This is a genomic window from Arthrobacter sp. 9AX (assembly GCF_902506095.1).
GTDB lineage: Bacteria > Actinomycetota > Actinomycetes > Actinomycetales > Micrococcaceae > Arthrobacter.
In genome coordinates, this window is the sequence record NZ_LR733293.1 from 3,828,610 (window position 1) to 3,848,584 (window position 19,975).

Sequence of the window (19,975 nt, forward strand, 5' to 3'; positions counted from 1 at the left end):
ATGGCCGCGCTGCGCCACCGGGACCGGCCTAGCTTCCTATCTGGTGCATTTCGCCCTGCTGGGTCTGGACCTCGATCTTGCGGGGCTGGGCCTGCTGTGGCACGGGAATCCGCAGTGTCAGGACACCTCGGTCATAGCTGGCCTTGATGTCGTCCGTGTTCAGGGTGTCGCCCAGGATCAGCTGGCGGCTGAAAACACCGCGGGGACGTTCGGAAGCCACCAGCTCCACGTTGGGCTGGGTGGGATCCTGGCGTTCGGCGCGGACCGTGAGGACGTTGCGCTCAACGTTCAGGTCCAGCGAGTCGAGCTTGACGCCCGGGAGGTCAAAGGCAACAACAAACTCCCCGTTTTCCTGCCAGGCATCCATGGGCATGGCAGCCGGACGGGCGGCGGTTCCGAAAACCTGCTGCGTGAGCCGGTCCAGCTCACGGAACGGGTCCGTGCGCATCAACATCATCTTCCACTCCTTCAGCTTCCCAGATGTTGGATCGGTGCCATATCCACCTCCTAATCTATGGTGGTGGATATAGATTTTTTATAGCACCCGTGGGAAACTGAAGCAAGATCAGTGCAAGAAATTTTGGAGACCAGATGGCAGAGCAGGAAGCAGGACGGCCGCCGGCGCCTGCCAGGGGACGTGCACTCTACGCCATTTCCGTGGCGGCCACACTTGCGGGCACGGGCCAGCAGAACATCCGCCTCTACGAGACGCGGGGCCTGCTAACGCCCTCGCGCACCGCGGGCGGAACGCGGCAGTACAGCGATGCGGATATTGCGGTGCTGCTCAGGATCGGCGAGCTCCTGGAACAGGGACTGAACCTCGCGGGGGTCGCCAAGGTGCTGGAACTGGAGGAAGCGAACCTCAAGCTCCACCGCGCCTTGAAGCGGGCCCGGTCGCGGCCGCCGGCATGAGCGGGGACCCCACGCCGGCTCATTTGCGCGGAGTTTCAGCCTTCGACAGTTCGCCGGTGACCCGCTCGCCGGGAATCCTCGCCGTGCGCCAGGTGTCCAGGGCAATGACTCCGCCGAGGATCAGAAGTGACAGCGAGACCGAGGACAGGGCGTCGGTCAGCCAGTGGTATCCCAGGTACAACCGGCTCACGGCGGCCAGCACGATGCCGATCCCCGCCCCAATGAAGCCCAGCACGGCGGCCTTCCTGTCTTTCCGCCGGGAGAAGATCAAGAACGCGCCCACCAGGAGGAAGTCGCAGGCACCCAGTACATGCCCGGAGGGAAACGAGAAGGTTTGATCGATCCCGAAGAGCATCTGTTCCACGGGCGGGCGCGACCGCCGCACAATCTGGAGGATGATCTGCGAAATGATCACCCCGGAGATCATCGCGGAGGCCAGCAAAATGGGACGCCAGGCATGCTTGGCCATGAAACCCCAGGCGACAACCACCACCAGCACGATGATGGGCAGGGCGATGGGACCAAAGACCACGGCCAGGAAGATCATCACCGCAGTAAGGGTCTGCGACCTCAGCCCGAGCAGCCAGTCACGGACAGGCTCATCGGCGGCCGACAGCCCGTCGGCATGCACCACGCTGACCAGGGTGGCAAGGAAGAGCGCCAGCCCCACCACCGCCAGGATCATGGCGGCGCGGTACAGGCTGCGCCTGTCGGCCGGGTCCATGAAGCGCTCTTCCACCACGAACTTGTCGTGGAAGACCCGCCACTTGCCGGTACTCTTCCCGCTCGTTCCGGAGCCTGCTGATTCCTGCTGTCCCACCGGCACGTCCATCCCTCGGTAGTGAAGTTTCCTAGGGTGAAAGATTATCCCCGTTCGGCGGCGTTGGCGCGGCACCTGGCGGTGGGTCCGCGCCGGCGCTTGGCGGCCTGACTTGTGGCACCCCGGCGGTAGCCTGACTGGGCGGGTGTGATGAACGAACTGATTGACCCGCCGGCCCTGGCCAACCTCGTCGGGATCCTCACGGAAACCGCTCCGGGAGTCCGGTCGGAACGGACCGCCGCCGCGGCCGCCGGCCTCGGCGATCTGAACCTCCGGGCCAGGACAGACCTGGTGGCCGGGGCCCTGGCCGCAGATCTCAGGGAGAGCAGCGGCGGAACAGAATTTACGACGGCGGCCCGCAGCTTCCGTGCGGCACTGTCCGTTTCCGGGCCGCGGCTGGACCAGGCAACACTCACCCTGCCGGGTGAGCTGAGGTTCGCCTTTGAGATTGCGAACACGGGCACGCAGGACGTGCGTCTCGCCGTCGACTACCTGGTCCACTACCGGAAGGCCAACGGCACCGTCCACGGGCGCACCGAATTCCTGCTGGAGACGGTCTAGGCGGGATCAGAACGAACCGGTGGTGAACTGCCAGGTCCGGCCCGCGAACGGGTTTCCGGCCAGGTCGCGCACGGCGGCAGCACCGCCGGTCACTGTCACGGTGTACTTGGTCCTGGCGGACAGTGACTGCTGCGGGTCCAGGACCCATTGGTTGGTGCTGCCGTTCCGGTAAACGGAGGCCGGCACCACAGCGCCGGTGGCAGCGTTCCTGACCGTGAAAGTGGCCCCGCTGACGCCTTGGACGGCCTCGTTGAAGGCGACACTGATGTTGTTGGTCCGCCGCACCAGCAGCGCGTTGCTGCCGGGGATGGTGCTGGTGGCCACGGGTGCGGGCCCGGTCAGGAAGCTCCAGCTGATGGACGCCAACGGGGTACCTTCGCTGCCGCGGATGGCCGAGGTCCCGCCCACCAGCGTGGCGGTGTAGCGGGTGTCGGCGGCCAGGCCGGCGTCCGGATCGAGGGTGGCCGTTCGGGTGGATGCGTTCCAGCTGACAGTTGCGGGGACGGTGCTGCCTGCCGCGTTCCTGAGCACAAATGTCCCGCCGGTGACGCCCTGGACTGCAGCGCTGAAGGTGGCCGTGACGTTGGTTCCGGCCGACACAACCGTGGCGTCGGTTTTCGGCGTCACCGCCGTGACGGTCGGCGCAGGGGCAGGGGCAGGAGCCGGCACCGGGGGGGCACAGGTGCGGGGGCGGGTGCCGGTGCCGGAGCAACCGCGCCGGCGAACAGCAAGCGGTTGGGCGTTCCGCCGGTGATGCCGGAGACCACCCCGGCGGTGGCGTTGGAGGTCAGTGCACCGGCCACCTGGGCCGGAGTGAGGGCAGGGTTCTGCGACAGCAGCAGTGCCGCCGCGCCGGCAACGTGGGGCGAAGCCATCGAGGTCCCGGACATGGATACCGTGGCCGAGGCAGAGGTGTAGGAGGCGGAGGTGATGCCGACACCCGGGGCGTACAAGTCCACGCAGGAGCCGAAGTTGGAGAAGGACGCCTGCCGGTCTTCGGAGTCGCTGGCAGCTACGGTGACGGCCCCGGGAACCCGGGCGGGAGAGCTGGTGCAGGCGTCCGCGGCGGAGTTGCCGGCGGCAACCACCGCAGTGACGCCGTCGTTGATGACTGCCTGGATAGCCGCGTCCACGGCAGTGCTCGCGCCTCCACCCAGGCTCAGGTTGACCACCGCCGGCGTCCCGGCGGCATGGTTGGCCGCGACCCAGTCGAGCCCCGCCACGACATCGGAGTTGTACCCGGAACCGTTGCAGTCCAGCACGCGAACGGGCACCACGGTGGCACCCTTCGCCACGCCGTAGGTGGAGCCGGCCACAGTGCCGGCCACGTGTGTGCCGTGTCCGTTGCAGTCGCCGGAGCCCAGGCCGTCATTCACGGCAGACCAGCCGGCGGCCACCCGGCCGCCGAAATCGGTGTGCGAGGCGAGGACGCCCGTGTCCACCACGTACGCTGTTACCCCGGCGCCGCTGGCAGTCCAGGAGTAGGACCCGGACAGGGGGAGTGCTTTCTGGTCCACGCGGTCCAGGCCCCACGGTGCCGGCTGCTCGGTCGCGGAAACAGTGACACGGGCATCCTCTTCCACCGAGACCACCCGGCCGGAACGTGCCAGTGCCGTCGCCTGGCCCTGGTTGGCGGTGACCACGGCGGCACGTACGGCGTGCGAAAAAGTCCTGCCGACGGCGACGCCCTGCGCCCGCAGGCCGGCCGCCTCTGCTGCCACGTCCGCGTTGGCGGCGTAACGGACGATGTAGCGGGCCGTCCCGGTATCAGCCGGCGGTGCTGCCGACGCTGGTACGGACGTAGCGGAGAGGGCGATGGCGGAAATCAGCACTGCTACGGCAGGCACAAAGGATGAAGTGCGAATTTTGGGTTCCTCGTTTTGGCGGTGCGGGCTGCAGGGGCGGGACATCCGTCCGCCCCCACCAAAAGATTAGGACCCAAAAACAGCGGGATTCCGGGTCTTTGCAGGATCCTGTGCCAACCTTTGGCGAGTCCTGCGCAGCCCCGGAATTCCTTACTCTGCGGTGCCTCCGGACGTCCCCGAATCATGGTTCCGCCAGGAGTGTTCGGGGTCGAAGCCAAGCACCCGCCGGGCCTTGTCGATGGAGAGCATGGTCTCGTGCTCGCCCAGTTCCTTGGTCACCTTGACGCCGGGAAAGACCTCGGCGGCGAGGCTGGCGCTGGACCGGCTCATCACGGTGTCGGCGTTGGCGATGATGTACGCCTCGAACCCGGGCCGGCCATTCTCCAGCGCGCGGGCCACGGCCTGGGCCCCGTCCCGGCCGTCGATGTAGCCCCAGAGGTTCCACTTGCGCAGCATGGCGTCGGCATCGAACGAGGGGAACTTTGCATAGTCTTCCGGGTCCATGACGTTGGAGAACCGCAGGGCGGAGATGCTCAGGTCCGGGTCCCAGCGGGTCAGCTCCACCGCCATCTGCTCCTCGAGGTGCTTCACCAGGGAGTAGGTGCTTTCCGGCCGGGCCGGGTATTCCTCGTCCACGGGGATGTAGGGCGGGTCGACGTCGAACGGCAGTCCCAGCACCGTCTCACTGGAGGCGTACACCACCTTCTTTATCCCGGCCCGGCGGGCCGCCTGGAACACGTTGTAAGTGGAGAGCATGTTGTTCTCGAACGTCGCCGCGTCCGGGATGATGCCCGGCGCGGGAATCGCGCCCAGATGCACCACCGCATCAAATCCGTGATGCCGGTCGTCCACGCCCAGCAGGACGTCCAGCACCTGGCCATAGTTGCGCAGGTCCACCACCACGAGCTGGGGGTTCCGCTCCCCTGCCCGGTCCAGGTTCAGCACCTGGTGCCCGTCATCCACCAGCCGCCGAACAACGTGCCGCCCCAGCTTTCCGCTTCCCCCGGTTACGGCCACCCTCATGAGCGTTCTCCTCTTCCGTTGATAAAGCGTTCGACGGCGGCAATCGCCTGTGCGGTGATCTGGCCCGGGTCTCCGCTGCCGTTGACCGACACCAGCAATCCCCGGTCCGCGTAAAGCGACACCACTTCGTGGGTCTCCCGGTGATACAGGTCGAGGCGGCGCCGGAACACGTCCACGGTGTCGTCCCTGCGGCCTTCCTTTTGGGCTCGGTGCAGCATCCGCTGTTCCAGCTCGGCGTCGGGAGCCTGCAGTTCGATCACCGCATCGAGGGAGCGTCCCTGTGAGGCCAGGAAGTTGTCCAGTTCCGCCGCCTGGGGCGCGGTGCGGGGGTAGCCGTCCAGAAGGAAGCCGGCATGGACATCTTCGTCCTGGAGCCGGTCCTTGACCAGGGCATTGGTGAGGTGGTCGGGGACGAAATCCCCGCCGTCGAGGTACTGGGCAGCTTCGATGCCCAATTCGGTGCGGCTGCTGACGTTGTTCCGGAAGATCTCCCCGGTGGAGACGGCGGGGATCCCGAAGTGGCCGGCCAGTTGTTCGGCCTGGGTTCCCTTGCCGGAGCCGGGCGGACCGATAATGAGCAGTCTGGTCATGTTTCTGTCCCTCCGCGGCGCAGCAACCGCTGGTTTCCGGGTCCGGCCGCCGGCAGCCCCGGCGCTGCCCTATTCTGCCCACAACGGGCAACACAATGCCAGCCTCCGGGAGGGGGTCCAGAGGCTGGCATTGGGCTGAAGGGGTGTTAGAACCTCGACGGCGCCGTTGGTTGCGCGCCCACAGCCTGGTTGCCATTCACGTCAGTCACGCCCGGCGGAGGCGCCACCGTCGGCGAACTCAAAGCGACATTGGTTTTGACGCTTCCGGTTCGCCCACCGAGAGTTATGGTCAGCGTCTGACTGGTGTTGTTCCAGGCGATCTTCGAGGTATTACTGCCGTTTCCTTGGAATGTCAAGATCCCCGAAGAGGCGTAACTCGTACCAAGCGAAACCGTCCCGATATTCAGCGTGCAGCCGGACCCGGTCCTGCTGACAGTTAGCTCTGTACCGGCAATTGTCACCACAATGTCTCCGTTGCCGGACATTTCCGCAGGGTTCTGGCCATTGAGCCAAGCACTGCAGATGGACGGCAGATTCATGGGCTTCGAGAACTGAATCGTGACTTGGTCGCCCTTTTCCACGGTGCCCGCCGTGTTTTGATTGACCAGCGCCACCTTAGCCGTCGGCATCACCGTGTCCTTGGTCGAGGTCGCGGTCCCGGCGACGCTGGGGTTCTCTGCCGCATCCGTAGCCACGGCTGAGTAGCTGATAGTGCCGTCGGCGAACGTGGTCAGGTCGAAGTTCGGGGCCGTCCATTGGCCGGAGCCGTTGGCGGTCATCGTCTCGGATGAGGTGTGCACCGCGCCGGCGTCCTTGACCGTTACGGTCACCGACGATCCGACTTCCGCGGTGCCGCTGACCGGAACGCTGGCTGCGTTGGCGCTGTTGACGGTGGTGGGAACGCTGAGCGTAGGCGCAATCGGCGGCGTGGAATCGCCAGCGACTCCCCCGCTGCGTGCAGACTCAACGCCCGCCCACGCACCCAGGACCGGCGTGACGGTGTAGTACCAGGTCCCGGCCGGCAGGAAAGCTTCGGTGCACCCGAGGGCGGTAATGGTTCCCGCACAGCCGCCGGTGCCGCCAACCTTGGTTCCGCCCGTGGCGGACAAGTACCGCGCAACGGTGTAGCCGGCAACCGGGCGGCCTTCCGCCGTCGTGCCCTGCCTCCAGGTGACCGACGCGGAACCGCCGGCCAGGGACGCGCCCGGGGCAGCTACCGCAGGGATGGAGTCGGCCCTGGTGGCACCGGCGTTGCTTCCCAGCGTTTGCCAGAAGGCGCTGGCTGCAGGACCGCCCCAGGAAATGACGACGGCGGCGGCCAGCACTCCGGCGAGGCGCGTGAGCTTACGCCTGCGAGGCTGGTTGCGCTGCCCGGGAGCATCCGGCTGCGGGGCCTGGTTGGTGTGGATCATTTCCGGGCCTCCAAGGTGACGGGCAGGTTGAAGGTTGCACCCTGGCAGCCGGACGACGATGCGAGTGACATGGCCGCCGCTCCAGGCAGAGTGATGAGCACGGAGGTGTTCGCGGCGATGGCGACAGCGGGCGCGAGTGGGGCTGCAGGGTCAACAAACGTCACGCCGGTGGTGATGCAGCCGGAATGGTTGGCGTCCGCCGTCGCGGTCCCATTGCCCCGGATGGCCTGCACCTTGACCGGGAAGCTGTTGGGGTTGAACGCCCGGACGGCAACATCGGCGGTGCCGCCCGGGACGAGACTGTTTTGCGTTCCGTCGCCGGCTACGAAGGCTACAGCTGTAACGGATTGCATGGTGCCGTTGACCGCCGATCCTGAGCCTGCTCCTACGGTGGCCCAATAGGCGCAGGCTCCGCCGGCTCCAGTCGCCAGGCAAAGGCCGACGGCTGCTGCCGCTGACTTGGCAGCCAGCCGCCGGGTCTTTTTCGGTGTGAACGTCATGTCAGTTCCCCTCCCCTGCTCCGGAGTAGGCGAGCTGGAGCCTGGCGCCCTTGCAGCCGTCCTGGTTCGAAGTGGTGTCCAGCATGGCGATCCGGGGCCACTGATTCTGCGAAAGCCCGAGCGATTGGAGCGTCGAGGTCCCCACCGGAGCCGTCAACGGATACTGGCCGCTGTAGTTGGTCACCACATAGTCGGCCGGGGTGCAGGAAAGTCCTGCCGCCACCGCAGCCTGGGTCCTGGTCACACTGGCAATGGAGACAGCCAGGCTGGACAGCGCCAGGCCCTTGTTGTTGGGGTTTGTGATGGAAAGATTCAGCGGAATCGTGGCGCCGGGAGACAACGGCGTGCCCAGGTTCCCTGAGATGGTGAAGGTCTTTTTGGAGCCCTGGACAATGAGCTGGACTACGACGCCGGTGGCCTGGCTGGTGCCGGCCGCGGTGGCTATGGTCAGGTCGGTTTTGCCCTCGGGAGTGGTTGCCTGCGTCGCCACTGTCAGGGTGACTGTGGCGCTCTTCCCGGAGGCGAGCGTCACCGAGGCCGGTGCGAAGGCCGCCGTCGTACTGGCCGGAAGGCCGGACGCTGTGGGGGTGACGCTGCCGCTGTAGCCGCTGGCGGACGTCAGGGAGACAGTGTAGGTGGCGGTGCCGCCCTGGTCGGCCGTCCTGCTGGAGGGATTGACCTGGATGGTGACGCCTGTCTTGTTGCCCTGGTTCCCGCCCTGGCTGGCGGCGAAGATGGAGCCCGCCGAAACGAACATGACCAAAAGCCCCAGCAGCAGCACCCTCGCTGCTTTGGTGGTTCTTCGCATGGCTGTGCGGAAGCGCCCGGATGTGTTCTGCACGAAAAAGCCCTTCTGGCCTGGCTCGAACGGGAGGACGTGGAATTCGCCGGCGGGGAGGTGGTGTCCGTCCCCGCCGGCGACGTTGTTACAGGCTGCTGACGTTGATGGTCACAATGGCACCCTTGCAGGCGCTCTGGTCCACCTCTGCTTCGTCGTTGAACTTCAGGATGCCGCTGCCAACCGACGTGCCCGTCGAGTTCTTCGGCACGGTGGTGTTGCTCGTAACGGCGGTGACGCTGAACCACTCGGGCAGGCAGCCCCCGACGTTCGTGGCCACGCTGGCACTCAGGGCGCCCACCTTGGTGCTGGTGTTCGCATCGGAGTTGTCCGCCGTGTAGCCCACGGCAACGCTGCTCCCCGGGGTGAGTCCACCTTCAAAGTTCGCGTGCAGCGTGACGGTGCCGCCGCCACCAGAATTGGTCGCGGCACCGCTGCCCGAACCTGTGGTGGTCCAGTAGGCGTAGGCCGCTCCGCCGCCGCCGGCCACCAGGGCCAGTGCTCCGGCTGCTGCCAGGACCTTGTTTTTCTTCGTCATTTTGCGCATGGGGGAGACTCCTTTGGCTGAGATAAGGGGCTGATCTGAGACGCACAGCCATAGGGAACCACTACGGGAACTTGCTTCCGGCTGATCGATGACGCCCATACTTCCCGGCGCCGGGAGCGCAAACAACGCGTAGCGGTACTGGTCTTTTCGCAGCCGTGGCGGAACCGGCCTCTTGGATTGGGGGCTGAGTACTCAGTTTTCCGAGCAGTGCGCAACGTGCCGCGCCAGCGCCGAAAAGCGACGTTGCCACTGGCCAGAGCTGTATATACTTCTGGATATCGGTTTAGCAGCGGGCCGTTGGAAAGTTCGTCGAATCCAGCGACTTCAGCCGCCGGCTGCCCCTCCGGGTGGAAGGTGCGTGTCGCCGGCTCGTTTTGACCTGAGCGAATGGCACTAAGAAACCGTGGCCAGCGAGTCAACTTCAAAAACCGATAACTCCATAACCGAGCACCTGCATGAACTCGTCCTCAACAGCTCCGATGTTGAGGACTTCCTTAACGAACTGGCGCAGGTCTCCGCCCGCAATCTTTCCGAGCCCGGCGACGAGATGCTGTGCGCCATCACCCTCTTGAGGCAGCGGAAGGCCGCAACGGTGGCCAGCAGCAGCCCGGCCGCCGAGGCCGTGGCGCGGCTTGAGTACGAGTTCAGCCAGACGCCCAGCATGGAGGCATCCACGTCCCAGGAGACGGTTCACGTGCCGGACGTCCTTGATGACAACCGCTGGCCCGAATACTCTGCCTCGCTGTTGAGCGAGGGCGTCCGCTCCGTCCTTGCCGTACCCTTCCAGCTGGAGGGCGAGACCAAGGCGGCCCTGCTGCTGTACTCGGGCCGCCCCCACCGTTTTGAATCCCGCGTGCTCGAGTTTGCCGAGGACTTTGTCAGCCAGACCTCCCTCGCGCTCAGGCTTGCAGTCCGCTTTGCCCACTACAGCGAAACCGCTGCGAACCTGCGGGCCACCTTGGAATCACGGACGGTCATCGACATGGCTGTGGGCATCATCATGGCGCAGAACAGGTGCAGCCAGCAGGACGCTTTCGAGATCCTCAAGACGGCATCCAGCACCCGGAATTCGAAACTTCATGAGGTGGCCACCGCGGTGGTCAACTCGCTTGGCCAGGGCCCTGCCCGCACGCACTACGACGGGTAGTGGTGACTGGCCGCATTGTCTTAATCCGCGCACTTCAGGCATGACGTCGCCGTGCACCGGTAGACTGATGCCAACTTTCGCCGGGGGGCTCCCATGGAAAACACACGCGTCTGCCTGGTCGTTGAAGACAACGACGATATCCGCGGACTGATTACTTTTGTCCTGAAACGCGCAGGATTCGAGGTCAGGGCCGTATCAACGGGCGCGGAGGGCATCGCCGCCGCGGCGGATCCCGCCGTCTCGCTGGTCACCCTGGACCTGGGCCTGCCGGACATGGACGGACACGTGGTGGCCCGCGCCGTCCGGGCACTGAGCAAGGCGCCCATCCTGTTCCTCACCGCCAGGTCTGAGAACGACGACGTCCTGGCAGGCATGGCCTCCGGCGCCGCCGCGTATCTCACCAAGCCCTTCCACCCCAAGGAATTGCAGGACCTGGCCGAGCAGCTCTGCCCTGCTCCCGTTGCATCGGCTCCGCTTTCACAGGTTCCACACATACCCGGCAAATCCCTCTGCTAGTTTGCCTGCCTAGAAATGAGGAATGACTCCTCAGCAGAACAAACCCGGTAAAGGCACCCGCTTCAGGCGCGCCGTCATTGCGGGGGCCGTTGCCCTCACCATTTCAGCCGGCGGCGCCACCGCCTGGGCCCTGGACCGTTTCGTCGTCCAGCACGTGGAGATCTCCGACGTCTCCGCCTACGAGGCCAGCCAGCCGGGCACCACCGCCGGCTCGTCCACCAGCACGACGGCGGACACCGCCTCCACCAATGCCGTCACCACGGACACCTCTTACGTTTCCGATTCGTCCAACATCACCATCTCCACGGTGACCACCGGCAGCGGCGACAGCACCGTCACCTACTACGTAGCCGACGTCGTACTCGATGACGCCACCACCCTGAAGTCCGCCTTCGCCAACGACAGCTTCGGCGAGAACATCACCGAAACCACGTCCGCCATCGCCGAAGCCAACAACGCGGTGTTCGCCATCAATGGCGACTACTACGGCTTCCGCGACACCGGCATCGTCATCCGCAACGGCGTGGTGTTCCGGGATGAAGGCGCCCGCCAGGGGCTCGCGTTCTACCGCGACGGAACGGTAAAGGTCTACGACGAAACCACTGCCACCGCGGAACAGCTGATTGCCGACGGCGTCTGGAACACCCTCTCCTTCGGCCCGTCGCTGCTGGACAGCGGCGAGGTGGCCGCGGGCATCGAGGACGTTGAGGTGGACACCAACTTCGGCAACCACTCCATCCAGGGCGAACAGCCGCGCACCGCCGTCGGGATCATCGACGAGAACCACCTGGTGTTCGTGGTGGTGGACGGCCGCAGCCCCGGTTACAGCGCTGGCGTGACCATGACGGGCCTGGCAGAAATCATGCAGGGTCTGGGCGCCACCACTGCCTACAACATCGACGGCGGCGGCTCCTCCACCATGTATTTCAACGGCAGCCTGGTCAACAACCCGTTGGGTGAAAACAAGGAACGCGGCACCTCCGACATCCTCTACATCGCGCAGTAGGTCCGCCATGATCATCCTGATCCCGGCCTATGAGCCGGACCAGCAGCTCCCCGCCCTGATCCGCAACATTCGCGACGCCGAACCGTGGGTTCCCATCCTTGTGGTGGATGACGGCAGCGGCCCGCAGTACCGGGACGTGTTCGACGGCGTCAGGGCACTCGGGTGCCACGTCATCAGTTACGGGGTCAACAGGGGAAAGGGCTCTGCCCTCAAGACCGGCTTCGGCTTTATCGCCGACAACTTCCCGGGCCACGACGTGGTCTGCGCCGACAGCGACGGCCAGCATACGGTGGTGGACATCCTTCGCGTGGCGGTGGCCCTGCGCGAGAACGAGGCAGGGCAAAACTGGGCCACCATGGTTCTGGGCAGCCGCGCCTTCACTGGCAACGTCCCGGCACGGAGCAGGCTCGGCAACAGCGCCACCAGGGCCCTGTTCACGCTGGCCACCGGCGAGCGCATACCCGATACCCAGACCGGCCTGCGAGGCTACCCCGCCGCGATGATTCCGTGGCTGAAGTCGGTCCGCGGCGACCGCTACGAGTACGAGCTGAACCTACTGCTGGAAGCCAGGAATGCCGGATACTCCATCCGGTCCATAGAGATTGCCACCGTCTACCTGGACCACAACTCCGGATCACATTTCCGGCCCGTTGCGGACTCCGTGCGGATCTACGCCCCGCTGTTGAAGTTCCTGGCATCATCGTTCACGGCCTTCCTGCTGGACACCGTCCTGTTCGTGGTGCTCACGCTGGTCATCGATTCGCTGCTGCTGGCTGTGCTCGGCGCCCGCGCGGTCAGCTCGGCGGTGAATTTCCTCGTCAACAGGAATGTGGTCTTCGAGCACGGCAGGGACAAACCGGCCGGTGCCACCGGGCTGCGCTACTTCAGCCTCGCTGCCGTGCTGCTGGCCGCCAATTTCGGCCTGATCTGGCTGCTCGAAGCCGCCGGGCTCGCCGCCCTGCCGGCCAAGATCCTCGCCGAGGTCATCCTGCTGGCGGGCAGCTTCACCATCCAGCAACGCTGGCTCTTTGCCAGCAAAGCAGCCCCGGGCGCCGGGAAAACGGGGAATGAACTCCCGGCAAACTCTCATATTCGGGCCTAGGTTCCCGCACAGCGCCTGCACAGCTTGGGCCCGGAAAGTAAATACCAGCCCACCGAAACATATCCCGGAGAACCCCATGAACTCACTGATTTTCATCCTCGCCGACCTCGCGGCCATCAGCATCCTGACCTTCGCCCTCTACCTCCGCCGGCACCGCCGCCGCGACCTGGTGGTGTCCTACCTGGGCATGAACGTCGGCGTCCTGGCCGTGGCCACCGCACTCTCCGGATCGGCCGCCGGTCTGGGCCTTGGACTGGGTCTCTTCGGCGTTTTGTCCATCATCCGGCTCCGCTCCACCGAGCTGGCACAGCATGAGGTGGCCTACTACTTCTCGGCGCTGGCACTCGGCCTGATCGCCGGACTGGGCATCGAGCCGCTCTGGCTGACCGGTTCGCTGATGGCCCTGATCGTGATGGTGATGTTTGTGGGAGACCACCCCCGCGTCCTGCCCGCCTACCGCCACCAGACAGTCATCCTGGACCGGGCCGTGGCCGAGGACGGCGAACTCTACGCCCGGCTCGAGGAAGTCCTGCACGGGAAGGTCCACTCCGCCACCATCCAGGAACTGGACCTGGTCAACGACAAAACCATTGTTGACGTCCGGTTCGCCTACTCCCCCGTAGCTTTCTCCGCCCAGCCGTCCATCCCCGCCATAACGGCGCCGGCACACCGTCTCACCGAGCCCACGCCAACCGAAGCTGCGCACACGGCGCCCGCTCCCCTGGCCCACTCCCAGGCAGGTGCCGCATGAGTGCCCGCGGAACAGACGTTGTGGGCAATCTTCGCTTCCTTCCCCCGGTGGGGCTGGAGGAGCTCAACAGCGAAGCCGCACTCCAGACCCGCGTGGACCGGAAGTACGTGGTTCCCGCAAGGCTCGCCCGGCAACTCCTCGACTCCTTCCAGACGGGAGTTCGAATCCTTGAGATGGACGGCTCCCGCAGCTTCGCTTACGACTCCGTGTACTTCGACACCGTCAACCTGGACAGCTACCTGCTGGCTGCCCACGGCCGGCGCCGGCGTTACAAGATCCGCACCAGGACGTATGTGGACAGCGCTGTGAGCTTCCTCGAAGTCAAGACCGAAGGTGCCCGCGAGGCCACCGTCAAGGAACGGATTCCCTACCACCTGGCTGACCGCGCACGGCTCACCGACGTAGGCCTGGACTACGTCCGGGAAACGCTGACGGCCTCAGTGGGCGCGATGCCGCCCGGCCGGCTGGAACCGGTGCTGGAAACCAGGTACAAGCGGACCACCTTGTTCCTGCCGCAGTCCGGGAGCCGGGCCACCATCGACACCGATGTGACCTGGCAGCGCCCCGGCCAGCAGGCCTGGGTACTGGACGATGCGGTGATCCTCGAGACCAAGTCGGGCTCCACGGCCGGTCCCCTCGACCGGCATCTCTGGGCCCACGGCGTCCGGCCCTCACGGATCTCCAAGTTCGCCACCGGCATGGCGGCGCTCTGCCCCGACCTGCCCGCGAACCGCTGGAACCGGACGCTGCGCCGCAGCCTGGCCCTCCGCCCCGCAGCTTAACCCCCTCACCTACCCGATTAGTCCCCCTCCCACAGCTTCCCGACTTCCTCCAAAGGACCCCTTGCCATGAAAAGCCTCCGCACATACCTCTCCGTCGCCACCCTGGCCGCCGCTCTCGGACTTGCCGGCTGCTCCGTTGCCGGCACCACCCCCACCGGAGTCTCAGCCATCAGCAGCACGCCCTCCGCCGCCGGTTCAGGCACTGCTTCCAGCATCACGCACGCGGTTTCCCTGGACACGCTGGCCGAGGACACGCATTACGACGCCGACGACCTCACCTGGGACGCTGCCTCCGAAGTAGCCGTGACATTGGCGGACGGCGCCAGCAAAGTCGCCGGCGGCTCGTCGTCGGACGCCGTGAAGGTCGACGGCGACACCGTCACCATCACCGCCGCAGGCACCTACCGCCTCAGCGGCTCCCTCTCTGACGGCCAGGTGGTGGTGGCCGCGGGCGAAGAGGACGTGGTCCGGATCATCCTGGACGGAACGGCCATCGCCAGCTCCACCGGTTCCCCGTTTGTGGTGCAGAGCGCCAACGAAGCCATCGTCTACCTCGAGGACGGCAGCTCCAACAAGCTGACCGACTCAGCCAACTACGCGGACCAGGGAACGGACGCGCCCAACGCAGCCCTGTACTCGATGGCTGACCTGACCATAGCCGGCAGCGGCTCCTTGACCGTGGACGGCAACTACAACGACGGCATCTCCTCCAAGGACGGCCTGGTCCTCGCCGCCGGCACAGTGACTGTGGACGCCGCTGACGACGGCATCGTGGGCAAGGACTACGCGGTCCTGCTGGACGGCGCCTACCAGGTGACCGCGGCCGGTGACGGCTTCAAGTCGGACAACGACGAGGACGAGGGCCGCGGCTGGCTCCTCATCAACGGCGGGAGCATCAACGTCAGCGCCGGCGACGACGGCATCAAGGCCTACAACACCCTGACCATCGCCGCCGGCACGGCCACCGTTGCGGAATCGGAGGAGGGCCTCGAGGCCCAGCACATCGTGGTTTCCGGCGGCACCGCCACCGTCACCTCCAACGACGACGGCGTGAACGCCTCCGGCGGCAGCACCACCTCAAGCACGTCTGCCCAGGGAATGGGCGGCGGCATGGGCGGCGGCGAAACCGTGGGCGACTACACGGTGGAGGTCACCGGCGGCCTGCTGACCATCAATTCCAAGGGCGACGGCCTGGATTCAAACGGCAACGCCAGCATCTCGGGCGGCACCGTGGTGGTCAACGGCCCCACTGACAGCGGCAACGGGGCGCTGGACGTGAACGGCGAACTGGCCGTCACCGGCGGAACCGTGGCTGCTGCCGGAAGCGCCGGCATGGTGGTTACGCCCGGCACGTCGTCCACGCAGTCCGGGGTCCAGGTGGCGCTGGGATCGTCGGTTCCGGCCGGCACGGTGATCCAGCTGGCCGACTCCTCAGGGAACGTGGTGGCCGCGTTTGTCACCACCAAGGCCACTGCGTCACTGGTGTTCTCCTCTGCGGCAATCACCGATGGCGCGGACTACACGGTGTACACCGGCGGCACGGCAACTGTCAGCGCCGGCCTGGGCGAAGGCTCCTTGGACGGCGCTACGGAGCAGGGCACAGTTACGGCGGGCGAGTACACCGCAGCCCAGGGCCCGGGCGGCGGAGGCGGCGGCCCGCGCTGGTAACCCCCCAACGCTCTCTCACTTAACGTTGCCTTTCACCCAACGCTCCATCACTTAACGTTGCCTTTCACCCAACGCTCCATCACTTCCGGCGACGGCGGCCACCCGCCGTCGCCGGAAGTCTGCGCGTTATGCGCGGGCTACTTGGCGAGGAAGCGCAGCAGCGCTTCGTTGACTTCAGCCGCGTGGGTCAACAGCAGGCCGTGCGGGGCGCCCTCGATCTCCACGTACTCGGCCTCGGGCAAAGCTTTGGCGAACAGCCGTCCGGTGGAATCGATCGGGAGGATATTGTCCGCGGTTCCATGGAGGATCAATGCCGGAACGTCGATCTTCGGGATGTCCCCGCGGAAGTCTGTGATCCACGTGGCCTGCGCCGCAACGGAGGCAGTGGCACCTGCGTTGGAGGCGGTGTTCCAGCTGGCGTTGACAGCCTCTTGGCTGAGGCGGGGCGTGCCGAGGAACGTGTCACTGTTGTAGAAGTTTTTGAAGAACTCGGTGAAGAAGGCATAGCGGTCTGCCGTGACGGCTTCCTTCAGCCCGTCGAAGACTTCCTGCGGTACACCGTCCGGGTTGTCATCGGTCTTCAGCAGGAACGGTTCCAACGAGCCGAGGAAGGCGGCCTTTGCAACCCGGGCAGATCCGTAATTGCCCAGGTACCGGGCCACCTCGCCGGTGCCCATGGAGAAGCCCACCAGCGCGGCTTCGCTCAGGTCCAAGGAGGTCAGGAGCGTGTTGAGGTCGGCCGCGAAGGTGTCATAGTCATATCCCTCGGTAGTCTTGCTTGATTTGCCGAAGCCGCGGCGGTCATAGGTGATCACGCGGTAGCCGGCCTCCAGCAGGGCCGCGGCCTGCTTTTCCCAGGAAGCGCCGTCCAGGGGGTAGCCGTGGATCAGCACTACGGGCTGGCCCGAGCCGTGGTCCTCGTAGTAAAGCTCGATATCAGTGCTGTTTTCAGTTCCAACGGTGATGAAAGCCATCGCGGCGGTCCTTTCGAGACAGTGGGATCTGTGCGGGCCGGCAGTGCAATGCCCGCGCAGTTCCTACTCTAGGGTGGTCCGCCGTGCGCTGCGCTACTGGGAAGGCTGTGGCAGTTCGCAGGAAATCTGGGGATTGGCCCCCATGTAGTTCAGCGGGCCGGCCGCGATGGTGACGGCAATGGTCCCGGCCTGGGCGCAATTCCCTGGCGCCGCGCCGAAGTAGCCGCGCTGCCAGGCAGCCACGCCGCCGATGATCAGCCAGATGACGATAAGTACTCCGACAATCCGCATGATTCCTCCATTGGCCGCGGCGGCTGTGGGATCAATTATGCGCGGAAAGTGAGAGAGCGTCCGTGGGAAACGCGCATCAAGTGAGAGAGCGTTCGTGGGAAACGCGCATCAAGTGAGAGAGCGTCCGTAGGAAACGCGCTTTAAGTGAGAGAACGTCTGATCCGGCGGAGAAAAGACTGCACCTCCGGGCCCGGGGTTGGTTCCCGGTACCGGAGGTGCAGTCAGTGCTGGATGAGGGCCGGGATCAGGCCCGTGCAGCCTTACCCGGCAGGGCCAGTTTGAAGATCTTGCCCCAAGTGGAGCCCACCTGCTTCAGCAGCGGGCCGGTGGTGTACTTCAGGCCGTAGCGCTGGCAGATTTCGCGGACCTTGGGCGCCACCTCGGCGTATCGGTTGGAGGGAAGGTCCGGGAAGAGGTGGTGCTCAATCTGGTGCGACAGGTTGCCGGTCATGATGTGCATGAACTTGGACCCGGAGATGTTGGCGGAGCCGATCATCTGGCGGATGTACCAGTCGCCGCGGGTTTCGCCTTCAGCCATTTCCTCCGTGAAGGTGTCTGTGCCTTCGGGGAAGTGGCCGCAGAAGATCACCGCGTGGGCCCAGACGTTCCGCACCGCGTTGGCAGTCAGGGTCCCGTAGAGCGCCTGCTTGCCGGAGCCGGTCAGCATGGCCACGGCGGGGGTAGCCGCGTAGTCCTTGGTGAACTGGGTGACAACCTTCTTGCCAAGGGCCTTGAGGTCCTTGAGCAGCGCTTCCTTGGACTTCTTGCCTTCCTTGAATTCCGTGAGCTCAAGGTCGTAGATGGCGATGCCCCACTCGAACAGGGGCGCCAGGATGGCGTTGTACAGCGGGTTGCCGAGGTTCATCGGCTTCCACGGCTGGTTCTCGTCCATGCGCAGCAGGTTGTATCCGACGTCGTTGTCCTTGCCCACAACGTTCGTCCAGCGGTGGTGGAGGTCATTGTGGGTGTGCTGCCAGGAGCGCGACGGCGTCACAAAGTCCCACTCCCAGGTGGTGGAGTGGATGTCCGGGTCCCGCATCCAGTCCCACTGGCCGTGCAGGACGTTGTGGCCGATCTCCATGTTTTCGAGGATCTTGGCCAGGCTCAGCAGGGTGGTCCCGGTGACCCAGGCGGCCTTGTTCTTGCTGACCAGCAGGGCGGCCCGGCCGGAGATTTCCAGGCCCCGCTGGATTTTGATCATGCGGCGGATGTAGGCGGCGTCTTCCGCGCCGCGCTTGGCCAGGATTTCGTCGCGGATTGCGTCGAGCTCCCGGCCAAGTTCGGCCACCTGTTCATCGCTCAGGTGGGCGGCCGCGGGGGGCCGGACGGTGGGGCTGCCGGATTCGGCCAGCTTCCCGGGGCGGGTCCTCGAGGTTCCCGTGGAACCGCCCGCGGGGGTGGCCTTGCTGGGTGAAATTACAGACATACCGTGGTGCTCCTCAGATTTCGAGGTTGACGGGTCCGGCGGCTGCCGAGACACACGTTTGGATCAGTTGGCCGGGCTCGCCGTGGACTTCCCCCGTGCGGAGGTCGCGCACTTGCCCGGACAGCAGCGGGGTGAGACAACTGTGGCAGATCCCCATGCGGCAACCGCTGGGCATCAGCACCCCGGCGTCCTCACCGACGTCCAGGATGGGGGTATCGCCGTCGGATTCCACCTCCCGATCGGAGGCTTCAAAGGTGACCAGGCCGCCGTCGTGCCCTACTCCCCCTTCAAAAGCGGTGTTGAAGCGCTCGATCATCAGGTTTCCGGCACCGCCGGCAACCGCGACGTCCGTGCCGGGCGCGGCGGTGGTCAATGCCGCACGCTTCCACAGCGCCTCGGCGTCGTCCAGGAAGCTGTCCGGGCCGCAGGCATAGGCCGCGCGTTCCTTCCAGTCCGGGCAAATCTCATCCAGCTGGGCCGTGCTGGTCAGGTCCATGCGGCCCTGCTCGCCGGTGAACCAATGGGCCAGGCGGAAGTTGGGGAACTGGTCGGCGAGTTCGGCGAGCTCCTCACGGAAGAGGCTGTCGCCGGGGGTGCGGGCCGAGTGGACCAGGACGACGTCGGCATCCGGACGCCGCGGGACAAGCGTGCGGATCATGGACATCACCGGGGTGATGCCGCTGCCCGCGGTGACCATCAACAGGGGGCGGGGGTGCTCGGGGAGCACAAAGTCACCCTGCGGCGGGGCCAGGAACAGGACGTCGCCGGGGCGGGTGGTGCGGACCAGCGTGCCGGAGACCGCACCGACGTCGGTAACCGTGATGGCCGGATCCTTGCCGGCCGGGGCACTGAGGGAGTAGGACCGCCAGTGGCGGACTCCGTCCAGTTCGACGCCGATCCGCGCCCATTGGCCGGCGAGGTGTGAGTGCCAGCCGCGGCCGGGCCGGAAGAAGATGGTGGCTGACTGCGCGGTCTCCTGGACCACCCGGGTCACGACGCCGCGAAGCTGCCGGGCGGAGTAGACAGGGTTGAACAGGGCCAGGATGTCTTCCGGCGCCAAAGGCGTAGTGAGCACAGAGGCCGCCTGGGCCAGCTGACGTAGCCGGATCATGGGATAAAGCCTAAAACGGCGCGGGCCATATTTCTCTCTCTCCGTTATATGACCGTTCCGCAGTCACGCTGTCATGAGGGCGCTAAGCCCCCAAAGCCGCACTATAAGAGTAACGGCTTTGTTATGCGGAAGG

23 protein-coding genes are annotated in these 19,975 nt (G+C 65.8%); 9 read left to right on the forward strand and 14 right to left on the reverse strand.

What is annotated here, in order from left to right; all coding sequences use genetic code 11:
- Window positions 1-28 precede the first annotated feature (28 nt).
- Window positions 29-454 (reverse strand): Hsp20/alpha crystallin family protein, encoded by a 426-nt coding sequence (locus tag BACI348_RS17725; RefSeq protein ID WP_159830284.1) that lies wholly within the window; start codon window positions 452-454, stop codon window positions 29-31.
- Window positions 455-591: 137 nt separating this feature from the next.
- Between BACI348_RS17725 and BACI348_RS17730 the strand changes: the two genes are divergently transcribed.
- A complete protein-coding gene (locus BACI348_RS17730; protein ID WP_159828588.1) occupies window positions 592-912 on the forward strand; it encodes a MerR family transcriptional regulator in 321 nt (106 codons plus the stop codon).
- Window positions 913-931: 19 nt separating this feature from the next.
- Here the strand turns inward: BACI348_RS17730 and BACI348_RS17735 are convergent, their stop codons facing one another.
- On the reverse strand, window positions 932-1,744 hold the full coding sequence (locus BACI348_RS17735; protein WP_159828591.1) for a phosphatase PAP2 family protein: 813 nt from the start codon (window positions 1,742-1,744) through the stop codon (window positions 932-934).
- 138 nt (window positions 1,745-1,882) lie between these two features.
- Here BACI348_RS17735 and BACI348_RS17740 point away from each other — a divergent pair, with 138 nt between their 5' ends.
- Entirely contained in the window at window positions 1,883-2,293 is a 411-nt protein-coding gene (locus BACI348_RS17740; RefSeq protein ID WP_159828594.1) for a YhaZ family DNA alkylation repair protein, read from the forward strand.
- 6 nt (window positions 2,294-2,299) lie between these two features.
- On the opposite strand, the gene BACI348_RS20770 is transcribed toward BACI348_RS17740, so the two are convergent.
- From BACI348_RS20770 to BACI348_RS17775, 8 genes are all read right to left on the reverse strand, one after another.
- Complete coding sequence (locus BACI348_RS20770; protein WP_236557620.1) at window positions 2,300-2,920, reverse strand: Ig-like domain-containing domain; 621 nt, start codon at window positions 2,918-2,920, stop codon at window positions 2,300-2,302.
- Window positions 2,917-4,140 carry a S8 family peptidase gene (locus tag BACI348_RS20775; RefSeq protein WP_236557621.1) on the reverse strand — a complete coding sequence of 408 codons (1,224 nt, stop codon included), beginning with the start codon at window positions 4,138-4,140 and terminating at the stop codon, window positions 2,917-2,919. The genes BACI348_RS20770 and BACI348_RS20775 overlap by 4 nt, the downstream gene beginning before the upstream one ends.
- Window positions 4,141-4,308: 168 nt before the next feature.
- A complete protein-coding gene (locus tag BACI348_RS17750) occupies window positions 4,309-5,181 on the reverse strand; it encodes an NAD-dependent epimerase/dehydratase family protein (protein ID WP_159828597.1) in 873 nt (290 codons plus the stop codon).
- Window positions 5,178-5,771: an adenylate kinase gene (locus BACI348_RS17755; protein ID WP_159828600.1), complete on the reverse strand. Its 594-nt coding sequence runs from the start codon at window positions 5,769-5,771 to the stop codon at window positions 5,178-5,180. Before BACI348_RS17755 ends, BACI348_RS17750 begins: the two co-directional genes overlap by 4 nt.
- A 146-nt stretch (window positions 5,772-5,917) precedes the next feature.
- On the reverse strand, window positions 5,918-7,183 hold the full coding sequence (locus BACI348_RS17760) for a hypothetical protein (protein WP_236557622.1): 1,266 nt from the start codon (window positions 7,181-7,183) through the stop codon (window positions 5,918-5,920).
- Complete coding sequence (locus BACI348_RS17765; protein ID WP_159828603.1) at window positions 7,180-7,683, reverse strand: hypothetical protein; 504 nt, start codon at window positions 7,681-7,683, stop codon at window positions 7,180-7,182. Before BACI348_RS17765 ends, BACI348_RS17760 begins: the two co-directional genes overlap by 4 nt.
- Before the next feature lies 1 nt (window position 7,684).
- Complete coding sequence (locus BACI348_RS17770; protein WP_236557623.1) at window positions 7,685-8,524, reverse strand: COG1470 family protein; 840 nt, start codon at window positions 8,522-8,524, stop codon at window positions 7,685-7,687.
- An 85-nt stretch (window positions 8,525-8,609) separates the two neighbouring features.
- Window positions 8,610-9,068 (reverse strand): hypothetical protein, encoded by a 459-nt coding sequence (locus tag BACI348_RS17775; protein ID WP_159828606.1) that lies wholly within the window; start codon window positions 9,066-9,068, stop codon window positions 8,610-8,612.
- Between the two features lie 403 nt (window positions 9,069-9,471).
- On the opposite strand from BACI348_RS17775, the gene BACI348_RS17780 reads away from it, so the two are divergent.
- From BACI348_RS17780 to BACI348_RS17810, 7 genes are all read left to right on the forward strand, one after another.
- The gene (locus BACI348_RS17780) at window positions 9,472-10,215 is read left to right on the forward strand and encodes a GAF and ANTAR domain-containing protein (RefSeq protein WP_159828609.1); all 744 of its coding nucleotides are present in this window, start codon (window positions 9,472-9,474) and stop codon (window positions 10,213-10,215) included.
- Window positions 10,216-10,308: 93 nt separating this feature from the next.
- Window positions 10,309-10,731 (forward strand): response regulator transcription factor, encoded by a 423-nt coding sequence (locus BACI348_RS17785; RefSeq protein WP_159828612.1) that lies wholly within the window; start codon window positions 10,309-10,311, stop codon window positions 10,729-10,731.
- Window positions 10,732-10,753: 22 nt separating this feature from the next.
- Window positions 10,754-11,737, forward strand: coding sequence for a phosphodiester glycosidase family protein (locus tag BACI348_RS17790; protein ID WP_159828615.1), 984 nt, complete (start codon window positions 10,754-10,756; stop codon window positions 11,735-11,737).
- A 7-nt stretch (window positions 11,738-11,744) separates the two neighbouring features.
- The gene (locus tag BACI348_RS17795; RefSeq protein ID WP_159828618.1) at window positions 11,745-12,839 is read left to right on the forward strand and encodes a bifunctional glycosyltransferase family 2/GtrA family protein; all 1,095 of its coding nucleotides are present in this window, start codon (window positions 11,745-11,747) and stop codon (window positions 12,837-12,839) included.
- A 76-nt stretch (window positions 12,840-12,915) separates the two neighbouring features.
- A complete protein-coding gene (locus BACI348_RS17800) occupies window positions 12,916-13,590 on the forward strand; it encodes a DUF4956 domain-containing protein (RefSeq protein WP_159828621.1) in 675 nt (224 codons plus the stop codon).
- Window positions 13,587-14,372 carry a polyphosphate polymerase domain-containing protein gene (locus BACI348_RS17805; protein WP_159828624.1) on the forward strand — a complete coding sequence of 262 codons (786 nt, stop codon included), beginning with the start codon at window positions 13,587-13,589 and terminating at the stop codon, window positions 14,370-14,372. Before BACI348_RS17800 ends, BACI348_RS17805 begins: the two co-directional genes overlap by 4 nt.
- A 66-nt stretch (window positions 14,373-14,438) precedes the next feature.
- A complete protein-coding gene (locus BACI348_RS17810) occupies window positions 14,439-16,040 on the forward strand; it encodes a carbohydrate-binding domain-containing protein (RefSeq protein ID WP_159828627.1) in 1,602 nt (533 codons plus the stop codon).
- A gap of 137 nt (window positions 16,041-16,177) precedes the next feature.
- Here the strand turns inward: BACI348_RS17810 and BACI348_RS17815 are convergent, their stop codons facing one another.
- From BACI348_RS17815 to BACI348_RS17830, 4 genes are all read right to left on the reverse strand, one after another.
- A complete protein-coding gene (locus tag BACI348_RS17815) occupies window positions 16,178-17,014 on the reverse strand; it encodes an alpha/beta fold hydrolase (RefSeq protein WP_159828630.1) in 837 nt (278 codons plus the stop codon).
- A gap of 93 nt (window positions 17,015-17,107) precedes the next feature.
- The gene (locus BACI348_RS17820; protein ID WP_159828633.1) at window positions 17,108-17,305 is read right to left on the reverse strand and encodes a hypothetical protein; all 198 of its coding nucleotides are present in this window, start codon (window positions 17,303-17,305) and stop codon (window positions 17,108-17,110) included.
- Between the two features lie 244 nt (window positions 17,306-17,549).
- Window positions 17,550-18,731, reverse strand: a complete 1,182-nt coding sequence (locus tag BACI348_RS17825) for a fatty acid desaturase family protein (protein ID WP_159828636.1) — start codon at window positions 18,729-18,731, stop codon at window positions 17,550-17,552.
- A gap of 13 nt (window positions 18,732-18,744) precedes the next feature.
- Window positions 18,745-19,842 carry a ferredoxin reductase gene (locus BACI348_RS17830; protein WP_159828639.1) on the reverse strand — a complete coding sequence of 366 codons (1,098 nt, stop codon included), beginning with the start codon at window positions 19,840-19,842 and terminating at the stop codon, window positions 18,745-18,747.
- Window positions 19,843-19,975 lie beyond the last annotated feature (133 nt).

Bases quoted from the DNA above. Each gene is read 5' to 3' on its own strand.
- BACI348_RS17725 (WP_159830284.1), bottom strand. From the start codon at position 454: ATGTTGATGCGCACGGACCCGTTCCGTGAGCTGGACCGGCTCACGCAG.
- BACI348_RS17730 (WP_159828588.1), top strand. From the start codon at position 592: ATGGCAGAGCAGGAAGCAGGACGGCCGCCGGCGCCTGCCAGGGGACGT.
- BACI348_RS17735 (WP_159828591.1), bottom strand. From the start codon at position 1,744: ATGGACGTGCCGGTGGGACAGCAGGAATCAGCAGGCTCCGGAACGAGC.
- BACI348_RS17740 (WP_159828594.1), top strand. From the start codon at position 1,883: ATGAACGAACTGATTGACCCGCCGGCCCTGGCCAACCTCGTCGGGATC.
- BACI348_RS17750 (WP_159828597.1), bottom strand. From the start codon at position 5,181: ATGAGGGTGGCCGTAACCGGGGGAAGCGGAAAGCTGGGGCGGCACGTT.
- BACI348_RS17755 (WP_159828600.1), bottom strand. From the start codon at position 5,771: ATGACCAGACTGCTCATTATCGGTCCGCCCGGCTCCGGCAAGGGAACC.
- BACI348_RS17760 (WP_236557622.1), bottom strand. From the start codon at position 7,183: ATGATCCACACCAACCAGGCCCCGCAGCCGGATGCTCCCGGGCAGCGC.
- BACI348_RS17765 (WP_159828603.1), bottom strand. From the start codon at position 7,683: ATGACGTTCACACCGAAAAAGACCCGGCGGCTGGCTGCCAAGTCAGCG.
- BACI348_RS17775 (WP_159828606.1), bottom strand. From the start codon at position 9,068: ATGCGCAAAATGACGAAGAAAAACAAGGTCCTGGCAGCAGCCGGAGCA.
- BACI348_RS17785 (WP_159828612.1), top strand. From the start codon at position 10,309: ATGGAAAACACACGCGTCTGCCTGGTCGTTGAAGACAACGACGATATC.
- BACI348_RS17790 (WP_159828615.1), top strand. From the start codon at position 10,754: ATGACTCCTCAGCAGAACAAACCCGGTAAAGGCACCCGCTTCAGGCGC.
- BACI348_RS17795 (WP_159828618.1), top strand. From the start codon at position 11,745: ATGATCATCCTGATCCCGGCCTATGAGCCGGACCAGCAGCTCCCCGCC.
- BACI348_RS17800 (WP_159828621.1), top strand. From the start codon at position 12,916: ATGAACTCACTGATTTTCATCCTCGCCGACCTCGCGGCCATCAGCATC.
- BACI348_RS17805 (WP_159828624.1), top strand. From the start codon at position 13,587: ATGAGTGCCCGCGGAACAGACGTTGTGGGCAATCTTCGCTTCCTTCCC.
- BACI348_RS17810 (WP_159828627.1), top strand. From the start codon at position 14,439: ATGAAAAGCCTCCGCACATACCTCTCCGTCGCCACCCTGGCCGCCGCT.
- BACI348_RS17815 (WP_159828630.1), bottom strand. From the start codon at position 17,014: ATGGCTTTCATCACCGTTGGAACTGAAAACAGCACTGATATCGAGCTT.
- BACI348_RS17820 (WP_159828633.1), bottom strand. From the start codon at position 17,305: ATGCGGATTGTCGGAGTACTTATCGTCATCTGGCTGATCATCGGCGGC.
- BACI348_RS17825 (WP_159828636.1), bottom strand. From the start codon at position 18,731: ATGTCTGTAATTTCACCCAGCAAGGCCACCCCCGCGGGCGGTTCCACG.
- BACI348_RS17830 (WP_159828639.1), bottom strand. From the start codon at position 19,842: ATGATCCGGCTACGTCAGCTGGCCCAGGCGGCCTCTGTGCTCACTACG.